Source organism: Kerstersia gyiorum, assembly GCF_048595715.1.
Classification (GTDB): domain Bacteria; phylum Pseudomonadota; class Gammaproteobacteria; order Burkholderiales; family Burkholderiaceae_B; genus Kerstersia; species Kerstersia gyiorum.
Window position 1 is genome coordinate 2742799 of sequence record NZ_CP169556.1, and the last position, 12648, is coordinate 2755446.

Annotated in this window: 15 protein-coding genes; 3 read left to right on the forward strand and 12 right to left on the reverse strand. The window is 63.1% G+C overall.

The genetic code is table 11. The features are described from left to right. Window positions 1-71 precede the first annotated feature (71 nt). The 5 genes from ACEW7X_RS11955 to ACEW7X_RS11975 are packed head-to-tail and all read right to left on the reverse strand — an operon-like array spanning window position 72 to window position 5385. Window positions 72-332 (reverse strand): EexN family lipoprotein, encoded by a 261-nt coding sequence (locus tag ACEW7X_RS11955; RefSeq protein ID WP_420177234.1) that lies wholly within the window; start codon window positions 330-332, stop codon window positions 72-74. Beyond that, complete coding sequence (locus ACEW7X_RS11960; protein WP_420177235.1) at window positions 329-1273, reverse strand: LysR family transcriptional regulator; 945 nt, start codon at window positions 1271-1273, stop codon at window positions 329-331. Before ACEW7X_RS11960 ends, ACEW7X_RS11955 begins: the two co-directional genes overlap by 4 nt. Before the next feature lie 7 nt (window positions 1274-1280). Continuing rightward, a complete protein-coding gene (locus tag ACEW7X_RS11965; RefSeq protein WP_420177236.1) occupies window positions 1281-2798 on the reverse strand; it encodes an MFS transporter in 1518 nt (505 codons plus the stop codon). A gap of 2 nt (window positions 2799-2800) precedes the next feature. Continuing rightward, window positions 2801-3943 (reverse strand): HlyD family secretion protein, encoded by a 1143-nt coding sequence (locus ACEW7X_RS11970; protein WP_420177237.1) that lies wholly within the window; start codon window positions 3941-3943, stop codon window positions 2801-2803. Beyond that, complete coding sequence (locus ACEW7X_RS11975; RefSeq protein ID WP_420177238.1) at window positions 3940-5385, reverse strand: efflux transporter outer membrane subunit; 1446 nt, start codon at window positions 5383-5385, stop codon at window positions 3940-3942. The genes ACEW7X_RS11970 and ACEW7X_RS11975 overlap by 4 nt, the downstream gene beginning before the upstream one ends. Before the next feature lie 165 nt (window positions 5386-5550). On the opposite strand from ACEW7X_RS11975, the gene ACEW7X_RS11980 reads away from it, so the two are divergent. Next, entirely contained in the window at window positions 5551-6120 is a 570-nt protein-coding gene (locus tag ACEW7X_RS11980) for a TetR/AcrR family transcriptional regulator C-terminal domain-containing protein (RefSeq protein WP_420177239.1), read from the forward strand. A 17-nt stretch (window positions 6121-6137) separates the two neighbouring features. Next, window positions 6138-6515 carry a hypothetical protein gene (locus ACEW7X_RS11985; protein ID WP_420177240.1) on the forward strand — a complete coding sequence of 126 codons (378 nt, stop codon included), beginning with the start codon at window positions 6138-6140 and terminating at the stop codon, window positions 6513-6515. A 52-nt stretch (window positions 6516-6567) separates the two neighbouring features. Here ACEW7X_RS11985 and ACEW7X_RS11990 read toward each other — a convergent pair whose 3' ends face one another. From ACEW7X_RS11990 to parA, 5 genes are all read right to left on the reverse strand, one after another. Further along, entirely contained in the window at window positions 6568-8547 is a 1980-nt protein-coding gene (locus tag ACEW7X_RS11990; RefSeq protein WP_420177241.1) for a relaxase/mobilization nuclease domain-containing protein, read from the reverse strand. A 460-nt stretch (window positions 8548-9007) separates the two neighbouring features. Next, the gene (locus ACEW7X_RS11995; protein ID WP_420177242.1) at window positions 9008-9607 is read right to left on the reverse strand and encodes a S26 family signal peptidase; all 600 of its coding nucleotides are present in this window, start codon (window positions 9605-9607) and stop codon (window positions 9008-9010) included. Continuing rightward, the gene (locus ACEW7X_RS12000) at window positions 9604-10149 is read right to left on the reverse strand and encodes a DUF2840 domain-containing protein (protein ID WP_420177243.1); all 546 of its coding nucleotides are present in this window, start codon (window positions 10147-10149) and stop codon (window positions 9604-9606) included. Before ACEW7X_RS12000 ends, ACEW7X_RS11995 begins: the two co-directional genes overlap by 4 nt. Beyond that, window positions 10146-10433 (reverse strand): chromosome partitioning protein ParB, encoded by a 288-nt coding sequence (locus ACEW7X_RS12005; RefSeq protein WP_420177244.1) that lies wholly within the window; start codon window positions 10431-10433, stop codon window positions 10146-10148. The genes ACEW7X_RS12000 and ACEW7X_RS12005 overlap by 4 nt, the downstream gene beginning before the upstream one ends. Beyond that, window positions 10430-11068 (reverse strand): ParA family partition ATPase, encoded by a 639-nt coding sequence (gene parA, locus ACEW7X_RS12010; RefSeq protein ID WP_420177245.1) that lies wholly within the window; start codon window positions 11066-11068, stop codon window positions 10430-10432. Before parA ends, ACEW7X_RS12005 begins: the two co-directional genes overlap by 4 nt. On the opposite strand from parA, the gene ACEW7X_RS12015 reads away from it, so the two are divergent. After that, window positions 11067-11207 carry a hypothetical protein gene (locus ACEW7X_RS12015; RefSeq protein WP_420177246.1) on the forward strand — a complete coding sequence of 47 codons (141 nt, stop codon included), beginning with the start codon at window positions 11067-11069 and terminating at the stop codon, window positions 11205-11207. The two genes, parA and ACEW7X_RS12015, sit on opposite strands and share 2 nt — an antisense overlap. Before the next feature lie 162 nt (window positions 11208-11369). Here ACEW7X_RS12015 and ACEW7X_RS12020 read toward each other — a convergent pair whose 3' ends face one another. After that, window positions 11370-12227 (reverse strand): replication initiator protein A, encoded by an 858-nt coding sequence (locus ACEW7X_RS12020; protein WP_420177247.1) that lies wholly within the window; start codon window positions 12225-12227, stop codon window positions 11370-11372. Between the two features lie 26 nt (window positions 12228-12253). Continuing rightward, the gene (locus ACEW7X_RS12025) at window positions 12254-12550 is read right to left on the reverse strand and encodes a helix-turn-helix transcriptional regulator (protein WP_415816516.1); all 297 of its coding nucleotides are present in this window, start codon (window positions 12548-12550) and stop codon (window positions 12254-12256) included. Between the last annotated feature and the right edge of the window lie 98 nt (window positions 12551-12648).

Genomic DNA, 12648 nt, shown 5'->3' on the forward strand with positions numbered 1-12648 from the left:
ACGCCGCAAGCGAAAGCGCATTGCGGCGTGTCGGGCAGAAAAACAGAAGTGACGTGGCGAATCGCCCACGATCAGAACTTGGGCGGATTCTCCGGCGGCGTGTAAGGTGTATTGCCGTTGCCATAAAACCGCTTGCGCGTGGCTTCGGCCACCCGGTTGCACAGCATGTCGCCCAGCGCGGTACGATCAGTCCTGCACTGCTGGCGCAGCTCTTTCAGGCGCACGGGATCGGATGCCAGTTCTTCAACGGTTGGCACATTTTTCGTCTCTGGCGTTTCGGCGGGGCCGCAGGCGGTCAATACCACGGCCAGCAGCAGGATTACCTTCTTCATGGTTTGGGTTCCCCCGGGGGATCAGGGATATGGCCTGGTGCAGATCTGGCGACTTCCGGGGATTCGATAGCCTGCACGCGCTCAATGAAGTGGGCCAGCGTTTCCGAAGGTTCGCCATCTAGGCGCAGCAAATAGGTCGTGAGCATGGGCGAACGGCCAACCAGCGGCCGCGCGACGATACCCTGTTCCTGGCTGGCCGCGATATGTGCGGCGCCGGTCAGGCCCAGGGCAAAGCCTGCGGAAACCAGCGCCATCATCAGGTCGCAGGATGCCACCCGTTCGACGACCAGTGGTTCCACGTCGACACGGCGCAGCACACGATCAACCTGCCGGCAATGACCCTCGCACGCCTGCGGATCGCACAGCACCAGCGGATAACGCAGCAGTTCTTCCAATGGAATGCGCTTGTGGGCCAGCAACGGATGCCGCGCCGGCACCGCCACCATCAGCGGATCGTTCCAGACGGGCAAGGCGACGATGCCATCGCCGACTTCATCGGCGCGGGCAAAACCCACGTCGTACAGATCGTCATGCAGCCCCTTGATCTGCTGAGCTAGCGGCACCTCGAAGAAGCGGATTTCGACTTCGGGTTCCTCCTGCCGACACAGCGCCAGCAAGGCAGGTAGCCGCGACGGCGTGATGCCGTCGGACAAGGCGATGCGCAACTGGCCATGGAAGCCGTTGGCCGCTGCCTTCACGCTATCGCGCGCCTGCTGCAAGGCGGTGAAGACGCGCGGCACATAATCCAGAAACAGCTTGCCCGCGCGGGTCAGTCGTGTGCTGCGCGTGGTGCGGGCGAACAGCACCACGCCCAGTTCTTCTTCCAGTTCCTTGATGGCACGTGACAGTGGCGATTGTTCGATATGCAGTTTCTCCGCTGCGCGAGCGAAGTGGAGTTCTTCGGCGACGGCAAGAAAGCAACGAAGATGACGTAGTTCCATTGCGCACCTATAGAAGTGGTGGCGCAATCGGGTTTGGCGGCGACGAGCGAATCATGACAGCCAAAGAGATCGACAGCAGGCTGCACCAAAATACGAACTGGTAGCCGCTGATATGCGCCGCGACTTGCGCTTCGCGTGCCAGCACCTGCGCAATACCAGCTACCCCAGACGCGGCCCGCTCCATGACCCACGGATCGCCTGCCGGGACATACGAACCCAAACTTGTGCGACTCATATCCGCAGCCGTCCGCAGCCAAGCGGTCATGATCGTGCCCGCGGCCACGGGCGTCAGAACCCGGGCGATCGGTACATAAGCGCCTAGCGCGACGCCATGCAGCGGATTCAGGTTGGTAACAAAAGCCGCGATTAGCCCAATCAGCATGAGGCTCTCACCCAGCGATTGCAGGATCAGCATCATGACGAACTGATCAACGCGCCAATTGTGATTGATATGTGTCCCTAGCCACGCAGTCGTGGCAATTATGGTCAATCCGCAGATAATTAGAAGCCTAGGCTCGAAACGCCTTCCGAGATAAATCGCCAAAGGCGTCGCGGCAAGGTAGGCTGCGAAAGCGATCCATGTGGCTGTCCCGGCCTGCATCGGCTTCAAGCCACCCATCTGGGCCAGAAACGTCGGTATCAGCAGGGATGATGGCGTCATCAATACGCCGAACAGGCAAGCGATCACTAGGCAGATGAAGATGTTGCGGTTTGCGAATGCAATTAGCTGTGCAAACGAACCTTTCAGGCGAATAGCACGCATGACGGCTGTGCAGAACAGAACTGCTCCGCCCACGAGTGTAGATACGACTAGGCCCGAATCTGCCCACCCCAATCGCTCAGCGGACTCAATACCGATAAAGAACAAAACTAACCCCGTGCAGAACAAAGCCATACCTCCCCAGTCCGCTTGCTTCAACTGGGCACGATCAACCGGTGTCAGTGGCATGGCTTTCCATGTCAGCAAGGCAATCAATGGGCCTGCTATCGCTGTGATCCAGTACACCCAATGCCAGCCGATGCCTTCAACCAGAAAGCCGGACGTACCGTATCCCGCGTCCATACCTGTGGATACCCTTAAACTGTAGGCCGCCATGACCGCCAGCCAGAATCGAGGATGCGCGCTGCGCAATCCAAGGGAAATGGTCAGGGGCAGGTAGATTCCCAGGCATAGTCCCGCTGTGGCATGCAGGAACATCAGCATCGGGTAGTGGTGTGCGAAGGCTGGAATTACCAACACTACAAAACCCAGCAACAGACTCGGTGCGACGAGAACACGTGTTGGCCCAATAACCGTAGCAAGCCAGGGAACGATGGGCATGGTGACGAGTTGCGCGCCATTGAGCGCCGTCCCCAGCCAAGCCGCCTCCAGTACGTCCAGACCGAACTGCCCGCGCAAATCCGGTAATGCCGCAGAAAACAGGCGTCCTTGCAGCGTTGTTAGGACAGCACCAAGAAAAATTGCCGCCACGGTGAGCGCCGGACGCGGGATAGGCGTGTTGGAAAACAGGCGGGAAAAGGCCATGATCAATCGGCCTCTCGGCCCGCGATAGCAGCAAATTGCGCCGTTTTTACCGCTGCTGTCGCATAGACGGCGACTGTTTCGCCTTCGGTGTCGATGCGCGTCTCCGCTGACATTCCCGGGCGTAGCCGGTCGAGTGCGTCCTGTCCTGGCTCCAGTTCGATGCGAACCGGAATCCGCTGCACGACCTTCGTAAAGTTGCCCGAGGCGTTATCCACCGGCAGCAGCGCGGACTCTGCTCCACTCATGGGTGCGATTTCAGCAACCCGACCACGGAAGTGCCGGCCTGGCAGGCCATCGACAGTCACGACAACAGGCTGACCCGGCTTTACGTGCGCGAGCTGCGTTTCTTTGTAGTTGGCAATGACGTAGGCTGGCCTTGATGGAACAAGAGATACGATTTGCGTGCCGATATTGACCAAACTACCAGCTTGCACGTGCCGTTTGTTCAGTATGCCGTCAAACGGCGCAACAATCCGTGTATAGCCAAGGTTTCGTTTGGCTGTTTCAAGTGTTGCGATGGCAGCGTTCACATCTGCCTGCCGAAGTTTCCGCTGGCCTTCCAGAACGTCCAGTGATCGTCTGGCCAATTCAGCTTGTGCAGCGGCAGCCTCACGCTGGCTCACGGCATGATCCAAGTCGGCCTGCGCGTTCTCGAATAGTTGGCGAGATAGTGCCCCCTCTTTGACCAGTTCGGCCTGACGCGCAGGATTGCTCCGGTACTGCCGAATCCGGATTTCGGCCGCACGGACATTGGCCTGCGACTCATTGATGCGCGCGCGCTGCTGGGCCATTTCCGCATCCAGATTGTCGAAGTTCGCTTGCACCTTGGCCAGGGCCGCTTGCGCTGCCGACACGGCCAGTTCATAGTCACCATCGTCAATCTGCACGATCAGCTCTCCGGCATGGACGGTCTGGTAGTCGCCCGCAGGTAGCGCATTGACATAGCCCGATACCTTGGCACTCAACACCGCGATATCGGATTTGACATAGGCATTTTGCGTCGTCTGAATGGTTCGGCTGCTGGTCCAATCGCCCCACTGGGTGGTTGCCAGAATGACCAGAGCAATGACGGCAGCGCATCCTAGCCAGGGGGCAAGCCGCAGCGCCAAGGATCGCGGCTGTGTTGCAATTTCAGGTGTGCTCATTGGTGTTTCCATGCCAGGTTGGTTGTCGTACTCGCTGCGTCGAAGCCGCCACCCAGGGCGCGGTTGAGTTCCACGCCAAGGACTAGTTCGCGTGTTTTCAGTGCCAGTTGCTGCTGGCGTTCGCCCAGCAAGGCGTTCTGGGCGTTAAGAACCGTCAGGTAGTCCGTCAAGCCGGCTTCGTACTGCCGCCGCGCAAGTGCAAACGCAGCCTGCCTAGCCGCGAGCGTTTGCGCTTGTGCGTTCGATTGCGGCATCAATGCATCCAGAGAGACAAGCTGATCGGCCACATCGCGCACAGCAGCAAGCAAAGTCTGGTTGTAGGTTTCGATGGCCGCGTCCAGTTCGGCTGCTGATCCTTTGAACCGGGCACGCAGCCGGCCTGCATCGAAGATGGGCAGCGTGATGGCAGGCGCAACGCCATAGGTTCGGCTGCCCGCAGTCAGCCAGTCGGACAAGCCAACCGATAAACCCTGGCGGGCAAATCCCGCGAATGCGCTCAGACTGATGTTGGGATAGAAGCCCGCTTTGGCGACTTCCATTTCCTGGGCGGCAGCCTCCACCCGCCAGCGCGCTGCGACCACATCCGGGCGATGACCAATCAGGGCGGCAGGGACTGCTGCCGGAAACTCGCTGTCAGGCACGGCGCTGAGGCTGGGCATGACATCGGACAGCGCATCCACTGGAAGCCCCGCCAAAGCAGCCAGCGCATGGCGTTGCAGGGCGATTTGCTCGTCCAGACTGAAAATCTCTAGTTCGGTAGCGGGCAGATCGCCTTGCGCTTGCTTGCGATCCACTTCGGTAGCAAGGCCTGCCTGAGTCCGCCGTTCCACGATACGCAGCGTGTGGCTGCGTATCGTCAACGCCTCTTGTGCCAGTTCCCGCAGGGCGATCAACTGCGCCAGCTCAAACCAGGCACTGGCAAGCCGGCTCGTCAAGAGCACCCGGGCAGCCTGTACTTCCGCACTTCGCGCCGCCGTTTCCCCCAAGGCCGACCTCAAGGCGGCACGCTGCTCGCCCCAAAAGTCGAAGGTGTATTGAATTTCAGCGCCGAGCGTGAGGGTCGTTCCGTGGTGCCCGGCCAGCGGCGCGTCTGCATCGTATTGCTGGGCATACCGCTTCCGCACCCCGCTGGCATCCATGTCCATCTTCGGCCACCGCTGTGCGCCGGCCTGTTCGGCCAGGGCTGCCGCCTGCGCCAGCCGCGCACCTGCAATCCGCAGATCGGGACTCTGCGCCAGTGCTCGCTCGATCAGGCGATTGAGCGCTGGGTCTTGATAGTTTTCCCACCAGCGATCGGAGGGCCATTGCGATTGCGCACTCTCTTTGGCGCCGATGGCCGTTGGCGTGTTCAGCGTCGCCCTGGGGGCTTTGTCCAGGCCATCCATGCCAGCGCAGCCTGCCAGGCTCGATGCCAAGATGCCGCATAAAACAATCGTTCTCATATCAAATCTAACGTCGTTAGTCTTGATTGAAATGATACACTAACACCGTTAGATTTCAAGCCCAACGGAAAATTCCCACACGTGAAAGCCCCAAAGATCCAGCGAGAACAGGTCATCCAGGCAGCGCTGGAGCTGCTAGATAAGGACGGTCTGGAAGGCCTGACCATGCGCAAGCTCGCCCAGGCTTTGCAGATACAAGCACCGTCCCTCTATTGGCATTTCGACAGCAAGCAGGCCTTGATCGACGGCATGGCCGATGCACTGGTGCAGGATGTGGCGCGCGACCTTCCTGAGAATCAGGAATGGACGGATCGAGTCCGGCAGGTGGCGAGTGAGCTTCGCCAGGCTCTCCTACAGCGCCGCGATGGCGCGCGGGTGTTTGCGGGGACATACGTTGTCACGGACAACGTACTGCGCACCAGTGAGGCATTGCTCTCAGCCTTCGCGCAGGCGGGTGCAGATGCTGACCTCGCGGCCACTGCCAGCTTCAGCGTCACTTATTACGTGTTGGGCTTCGTAACGGAAGAACAGGCGCTGGGGCCGGGCAGCACGCTGGACCTGGCCACGCGCAAGCAGGCATTTATTGAACTGTCGCGTGAGAGGTATCCAAACAACTGGATCGCTCGTGATGCCATTTTTTCAGAGGATTTCGATGGCCGGTTTTTGACCGGCTTGGAACTTCTGATCGCTGGTGTGCAAAACACCTTCCATGCCCCTGGTAATGCAGTCGCCTAGCACTAAGGAAGCAGCCTATGCACATTGATACTCGCCTTTTCCCGTTGGTATGGATGTCTTCCTCTCAACCATCTAACTGGGAATCGCAATTAGACGCCTTGCTGAGTAAAGGGGAGAGATTCGTATTGCTCACACGGGAGATGCCAGACAGGGGGCATGATGCAAATGGCGAAGACCGGAAACGATTCGCGCTTTGGCTCAAACGGAACCGAGAATCGTTAAAGCGAACTTGTGCGGGTAGTGTTGTCATCGTATCGAACCAAGCCATTGCGGTGTCTTTGAGTGTTGTGGTAACACCGCTTAGCAAAGCATTTGGTTATCCGGTGCGCGTGGCAACAGAGGATCACCTCAAAGCAGAAATAAACAGCCTGCTTGGAAAAACTTGTTCCAAATGATCTTTCCTTGCAGACAGCAAGACACCTTTTTCATGCAATGTCCTGAGGCAATTTATATCTGTGGGCCACGTTGCTTCCCAATCTCCCAAGACACGCCCCCGCCACGCACCGTCGCAACGAGCTGCTGCCCCAGCCTCTGTTCGATCACCGGCCGCCACGGCACCAGGCTGAACCCCATGCCGTCGTCCAGCATCGCGTAACGCCCGCTGCCGAGCATGACGGAGCGCCGGTAGATGCCGGCCACGCGCTGCCCGTCGGCCACCGGGCGATGCTCCAGGCCTGTTTCGGCGGCAATCTCCTTGGCAGCCTGCGCCAGCTCCCGATTGCGCAGCGTGCCCAGCAGGTTGCGTGCGAGGATGACGCGCTGCCCACGCCGCTGCGCCAGCCCCTGTTCTTCGAGGAAGACGGCTCGCTGCTGCATGGCCTGCTTCGCATCGCCGCCAAAGCCCAGGTCGCCCAGTCCACGGCCGCCGCCGATCAGTTGCTGGTCAAGCCAGGTCGCGCCGATCACGCGGGCCTGCCGCTCGATGGGAAGATGGGACTTCATTTCCACGGCCACGCCACCCAGGCGCTGCGCGTCGTACTGGCGGCCACGCTCGGCCAGGTCGTCCGGCACCTTCCATAGCCCTTCGGTCACGCGCTCCACGATGCCGGCCCGGCGCAGGGCTTCCAAGCGACGGACATGCGATGCGACAACCTCCTGCGGATCGCGACCGGGCTTGGCGCGGCCCTGCTCAATGGCAAGGTGATGATCGGTGCGGTACAGGCCATCGCTTGCCAGTGTGGCGATGTTCTTGTCGGCGGCGCGCACCTCGGCGGAACCGCGTATCTCCACCACGGCGCCGGTGGGATAGTTCGCCAGCTCGTCGCGGGCATTCAGCGCGACGTAGTGGGCCTTGCCGTCGGTGCCGTCGACGACCAGATAGCCGCGATCGTGCAGCTCGTCGGCCAGCCCCTTAGCAACCACGCGGCCGATGACGGTACGGCCATCGTCGCCCGGCTCGAACACCGCCAGCTCACGCGGCTGGCCGCTCATGGCGCGCTGCATGGTGCGGATGATGTCGCCACGCTCGCCCAGGGCACGCAAGGTCTTCTCCGCGTCCGCATGCACGACCCAGGTGCCGGGCTGCACCTCGTCGGCCAGGCCCAGGCGCTGCAAGCGTTGCAACCGGCCAATCAGCAACAGGCGCTGGCGTTGCAACCGGGGTTCGTTGAAGCGTTCGATCCGCACCCGGCCGTCGTCGTCGGCCTCGCGCTGCAGCGTGCGGTCGAGGCTCGTCCACCGCTCCTGTTCCACTTCGCGCCCCAAGGTCTGCTGGATCTCCAGTTCGGTGCGCGGCCCCAGCCACTCCGTCACCAGTTCGGCGGCGCGATGGCGAAAGCCGTGGGCGATGTAGTCGCCCGCGATGATGAGGTCTTTGCCGGTGTCGTCGCGCCCTCGCACGATCAGGTGGGTATGCGGGTTGTCGGTGTTCCAGTGATCGACCGCCACCCAATCTAGCCGCGTTCCCAGGTCGGCTTCCATGCGGTTCACCAGATGCCGGGTGTAGGTGCGCAGGTCGTCCAGCTCGCCCCCGTCTTCCGGTGAGACGATGAAGCGGAAATGATGCCGGTCGTCGGCGGCCCGCTCCTTAAAGGCGCCGAGGTCGGCTTCGTCAGTCTGCGGCCCATAGGCCCGGCCCGATTCGCCATCGCGGCCCACGCCGTCGCGCTCGATGTAACGCAGATGCTTGGCGAGCGATTGCGGGCTGGCCCGTTGGTGATTGACCAGCAGCGTCTTGATGGTCACGCGCCGCGACATGGGCGTCAGCGTCGCCCCGGCGAAGCGCGCTGCCGTGTGGCCGCGCCCGAGGCGCGAGCCGGGACGCTGGCCGGTGCCGGCCGCCCCAGGACGGCGCACCGCCGACTTGCCGCTGCTGGCCTTGCCAGCCTGCTTGAGCACCTTGGAAACGAAGCTCTGGCCCTGGCCCTTGCCCCGGTTCTTCGGGGCGCTGGGGCGCACCCGGAAATCATCATCGCGGCGGTCGGTCATGGCTGCGCTCCCTGCAAGCTCGGGCGTGGCCGGTCGTGCGAAGCACGCGGACATGCCTGCATTGGCGCGATCCTCGCGCCGAACGCGGCACGGCGGCGAAGCCGCTCCGTGCTGCGTTCCCCCCATGTGCAGACAGGCTTTCGACGCGGCCCGGTGCCGCGTCCTTTTGTCTTGCCTTCCGCCTTTGCCTGTCGCTGGTGCTCCAGGCGTCGGCGGCCCGGCGGCGCTGCGCTGCTTGCAGCCAGCCCGCCGGCGAACGCACAGAGGGACACGCCGATGGCAGCAGGCTGGGCGCGTTCGAGGCAAGACGCCTGCACGTTGGACGGCTGCGCCGAAGGCAGCGCGAAGTGCGGTGCGAATGCACCCGCACTGCACGCGCGACGACATGGCGGCAGCAGCCGGAACGGTATGCCCGATGGCACGATGAGGTGCACGGCAGCATGTAGCGAATCGGCGACCATCATGGGCGTGTCTCCAACCAAACCGGGTGCGCGACGCCGATCACGGCGGATGCACTGACTGGCCCGAAATAGCGGCTGTCAAACGACGCCGGGTTGGTCACGCTCAACAGGAACAGTTCGCCAGGCACAAGGCGGCGACACTGCGGCCAGAATGACAGCGGCCGGCCCAGCCGATCGGTAGACAGTGCGGCGGCCACCGGCACGCCGTCGATGCGAACCTGCCCAGCGACAATGCAGACGTGTTGCGGCGCGACCGCCCCCACACGTTTGAGCAGCGGAATGTGTTCCGGCAGGTAGCCGCGCTGCGCAGCGAGCGCGGCAGCGCCGGCAGGCAATCGGATCAGGACGATGCTGCCTACAGGCAACGGATGTGGCAGCAAGTCGTGCCGATGATCGAGCGGTTCGACGCGATACCAACCGACCGGCACGCTGTCGGATGGGTTGTAGATCAGACGCGGCAGCGGCTGCACGAATGCTGCCCAGGCCAGCGCAGCAAGGCCGACGGCGGCGAAGCCCGCCAGCGCGATGCGAGCGCGCAGGCGCGAGCGAGGATGCGGCGCGGCTTCGGAAGTGCGCGCGGCGATGGAATGGACAGTCATGGCAGCGCCCTCCCGGTCAGCCAGGCGGCGTGCCGCTCGGTGGTGTATTCGGGCAGCGCAAGGCGCGCCGCCAGACGGTTACCCAGCGTGCGCCAGTACGCGGGCGACACGTCGATGGCGGCGATGCCCAGCGCCTCGATGGCGTCGATGCGCTCCAGCACGGCGCGCACGTAGGCATCGCCTTCGGCATGCAGCAGCAGGAGCGCACCCGGCTGCACGCCGGGAATGCGCTGCATGGCGTCCAGTGGCGTGCATGCCTGCATCACCATGAGCTGCCAGCGGATCGTGCCGTAGTCGTTGGCCTGCCAGCGGATACGGCAGAGCATCGCGCCCGGCAGGAACACCGCGCAGCGTCGCCAGTCGTCCAGGCGCAGTGTTCGCGCGTGTTCGCCGAAGCGCAGATAGAGCTTGAAGCGATGTTCGAAATAGGCCAGCGAAACGCACGTCAGCGGCACGTTGCCGGCCTGCCCGGCGAGTGCCGAAAGCGCAGGCAACGGCGTAGCCGGTGCCGCGTTCGCGGCAGGCAAAACGGATGCGGTCATGGCGTGTTCTCCGTACGGTTCTCGGGAAACTCCCGTTCCAGCAGGCCGCGCAGCAGTTCGGCCACGGTCACGCCCTGGCCGAAGGCGGCGATCTTGATGCGCGCGCGCATCGCAGCCGTCACGTCAAGCGTCAGGCGAGCCGTATAGAGGTCGCCCTTGTTGAGCGCATCGACGTCGCCCTGGCGAATCCACGCCTCGGCGTGCGGATTCGCCGGTGGGCGCGCACCGATACCGACGCGCTTGGCCGTGCGTTTGCTGTTCCGTGGTGGTGGCTTCGCTGTCATGTCAGCCACCGCAGCAGTTCGTCCACCAGGGCCGTGATTTCGCGTGCGGCGGCGCTATCCGGCGCCGTCTCGCGTGCAAGCCGGCCAGCGGCCACGCTGTCGGCGAAGACGATCCTTTGCCGAACCTCGGCGCGCAGCGCCGGCAGCGGTTGTTCGGCCAGCGACTGCCGCGCCTCCCGACCGATCACCGTGGTACTGATACGCCGGTTGATGACGAAGGCCGCGCGCAGCGTAGGCCGAAACACCTGCGCCTCACGGATCAGCGCCACCATCTCGGCACTGGCCCACAGGTCATAGGGGCTGGGCTGCACCGGAATCAGCACCCGCTCGGCCGCCAGCAGCGCAGAGCGCGCCAAGGCGGCAATCCTGGGTGGGCCATCAATGACGACATGATCGGCCCGCCTGGCGAGTTCTGGGGCTTCCTGGTGCAGGGTTTCCCTTGCCAGCCCCACGGCGCTGAACAGCCGGGGCAAGCCTTGCTGGCTTCTGCGTTGCGTCCAGTCCAGCGATGAACCTTGCGGGTCGGCATCCAGCAGGATGACCGACTGCCCGCGCAGCGCCAGCTCCCCGGCAATGTGCGTGGCGAGCGTGGTCTTGCCCACGCCGCCTTTCTGGTTGAGCAAGGCGACGATCATGGCGCGGCCCTCCGATCTGGAAAGCCAGCGTGGTTTTGCCTTGCCGAACGGGGTTGGTGTTGGGGCTGTTCTTGCCTTCGGATGGGCGGCGCTTTTTGCCTTTCGGCAGTTGTCCACCGAAACGGCGCTTCTCTACTAAAAGTTAGAGAATTTAAGTTAGGTATGTTAGAGGGCGCGCAAACCCAATGCTGGCGCGGGTTTGCGGCCGATTGGCACGCCTGATAGCACGATAGGGCCACGCCTGATAGCACGATACCCCGCACGCCTGATAGCACGACACTATTCACAGCTTGTCCACCAGTTATCCCCGTGCCGTAGACGGCACGGGCCGGAAGGTCAATAACTCCGTCCCGTCGTCCGGCATTCGCTCGATGCCCAGGACGTAACCGGGCAGCGACTGCCGCGCGACCAGGGCGCGTAGGTCGCAGGCGAAGTCGTAGGGCTTGGCGGTGCTGCCGGATTTCTGGTGCAGGTAGCGAAAATCGAACTGCCAGCCGTATTCCTGCCTGCCGCCGTGCTTGCGCACTAGGCGGTACAACCAGCGTTCGATGCCGCCTGTGAGCCGGAAATACGCCGGGTCGATGGTCAGTACCAAGGCCGCGTCGAGCACGCCCGCGTAGAACCAGTCCGGCAGGATCAGTTCGATGCCCAATGGCGTGCCGCTGGCGTCGGCCAGTTCCTTCCACTCGTTGATCCATGAGAAGCGATGCAGCCGCCTTCCCGTGGTCTCGCGGATGGAGGTCGCCACCGTGGTCGATTGCAGCCGGTCGAGCGCGGCCTTGAGGCGCTGGTAGTCGCGTGAGCCGGTGCCGCGCCCGATGAAGCGCAGGATCTCGTAGGGCGTGGCGTGCATCAGCCGCGACGGCCGCAGGCCCGCGTCCTTCGCTTCCACGATCTGCGAAGCCGCCCAGATCAGCACGTCTGCATCCCAAATCGTGGCGATGCCGTGCTCGGCCGTTCCCTCCACGCGAATCGTCACGTTGCCCGCCCGGAAGTCGATGGGCTTGACCCGCTTGGATTTCGCCAGCGAGAAGAACGGATAGGCCATCAAGTCCTGGCTGTCGCGCGGCGCCATGTCGCCCGGCAAGGCGCGGAACAGATCGAGCTGTTCGCGCTCCTGCAGCGGACGCTGCCGGGGCGGCAGCGCGGGACTGGACATGACGGCGGCCACCCCTGAACCTGCGATCAGCGGCGGTCACGGTAGTCACCCGCATGGCGCTCGGCGTATTCCGGGTCGGAGGTGGCATCGAAACTGCGCGCATCCGCCCAGGCGTCGAGATCGGCCACCGCGTACATGACGCGCCGGCCGAACTTGCGGAACTTCGGGCCGCCGCCGATCACGCGCTGTTTTTCCAGCGTGCGGGGCGACAGCCGCAGGTAGTCGGCGGCTTCGTCGTTGGTCAGATAGCGTTGGGGCTGTGCGGGCGCAGCGACAACAGCGGAAGGAGCGGTTACAGAGGGCCGCAAGGGAGCGGGTCGCATGGGATTTACCTCCATCAAGCCCGGCCACACCACGCAGCCGGATGGAGGCACTTTCGAGAAATTCAGGCTTCCTGCTAAGGGACGAATTGCAGGGGAGG

What these genes read in the sequence shown, in the direction of transcription:
- ACEW7X_RS11980 (WP_420177239.1), top strand. Translation starts at nt 5,551, where the DNA reads ATGCGCAAGCTCGCCCAGGCTTTGCAGATACAAGCACCGTCCCTCTAT.
- ACEW7X_RS11985 (WP_420177240.1), top strand. Translation starts at nt 6,138, where the DNA reads ATGCACATTGATACTCGCCTTTTCCCGTTGGTATGGATGTCTTCCTCT.
- ACEW7X_RS11970 (WP_420177237.1), bottom strand. Translation starts at nt 3,943, where the DNA reads ATGAGCACACCTGAAATTGCAACACAGCCGCGATCCTTGGCGCTGCGG.
- ACEW7X_RS11960 (WP_420177235.1), bottom strand. Translation starts at nt 1,273, where the DNA reads ATGGAACTACGTCATCTTCGTTGCTTTCTTGCCGTCGCCGAAGAACTC.
- ACEW7X_RS11955 (WP_420177234.1), bottom strand. Translation starts at nt 332, where the DNA reads ATGAAGAAGGTAATCCTGCTGCTGGCCGTGGTATTGACCGCCTGCGGC.
- ACEW7X_RS11975 (WP_420177238.1), bottom strand. Translation starts at nt 5,385, where the DNA reads ATGAGAACGATTGTTTTATGCGGCATCTTGGCATCGAGCCTGGCAGGC.
- ACEW7X_RS12005 (WP_420177244.1), bottom strand. Translation starts at nt 10,433, where the DNA reads ATGACAGCGAAGCCACCACCACGGAACAGCAAACGCACGGCCAAGCGC.
- ACEW7X_RS11995 (WP_420177242.1), bottom strand. Translation starts at nt 9,607, where the DNA reads ATGACTGTCCATTCCATCGCCGCGCGCACTTCCGAAGCCGCGCCGCAT.
- ACEW7X_RS12015 (WP_420177246.1), top strand. Translation starts at nt 11,067, where the DNA reads ATGGCGCGGCCCTCCGATCTGGAAAGCCAGCGTGGTTTTGCCTTGCCG.
- ACEW7X_RS11990 (WP_420177241.1), bottom strand. Translation starts at nt 8,547, where the DNA reads ATGACCGACCGCCGCGATGATGATTTCCGGGTGCGCCCCAGCGCCCCG.
- ACEW7X_RS11965 (WP_420177236.1), bottom strand. Translation starts at nt 2,798, where the DNA reads ATGGCCTTTTCCCGCCTGTTTTCCAACACGCCTATCCCGCGTCCGGCG.
- ACEW7X_RS12000 (WP_420177243.1), bottom strand. Translation starts at nt 10,149, where the DNA reads ATGACCGCATCCGTTTTGCCTGCCGCGAACGCGGCACCGGCTACGCCG.
- ACEW7X_RS12020 (WP_420177247.1), bottom strand. Translation starts at nt 12,227, where the DNA reads ATGTCCAGTCCCGCGCTGCCGCCCCGGCAGCGTCCGCTGCAGGAGCGC.
- parA (WP_420177245.1), bottom strand. Translation starts at nt 11,068, where the DNA reads ATGATCGTCGCCTTGCTCAACCAGAAAGGCGGCGTGGGCAAGACCACG.
- ACEW7X_RS12025 (WP_415816516.1), bottom strand. Translation starts at nt 12,550, where the DNA reads ATGCGACCCGCTCCCTTGCGGCCCTCTGTAACCGCTCCTTCCGCTGTT.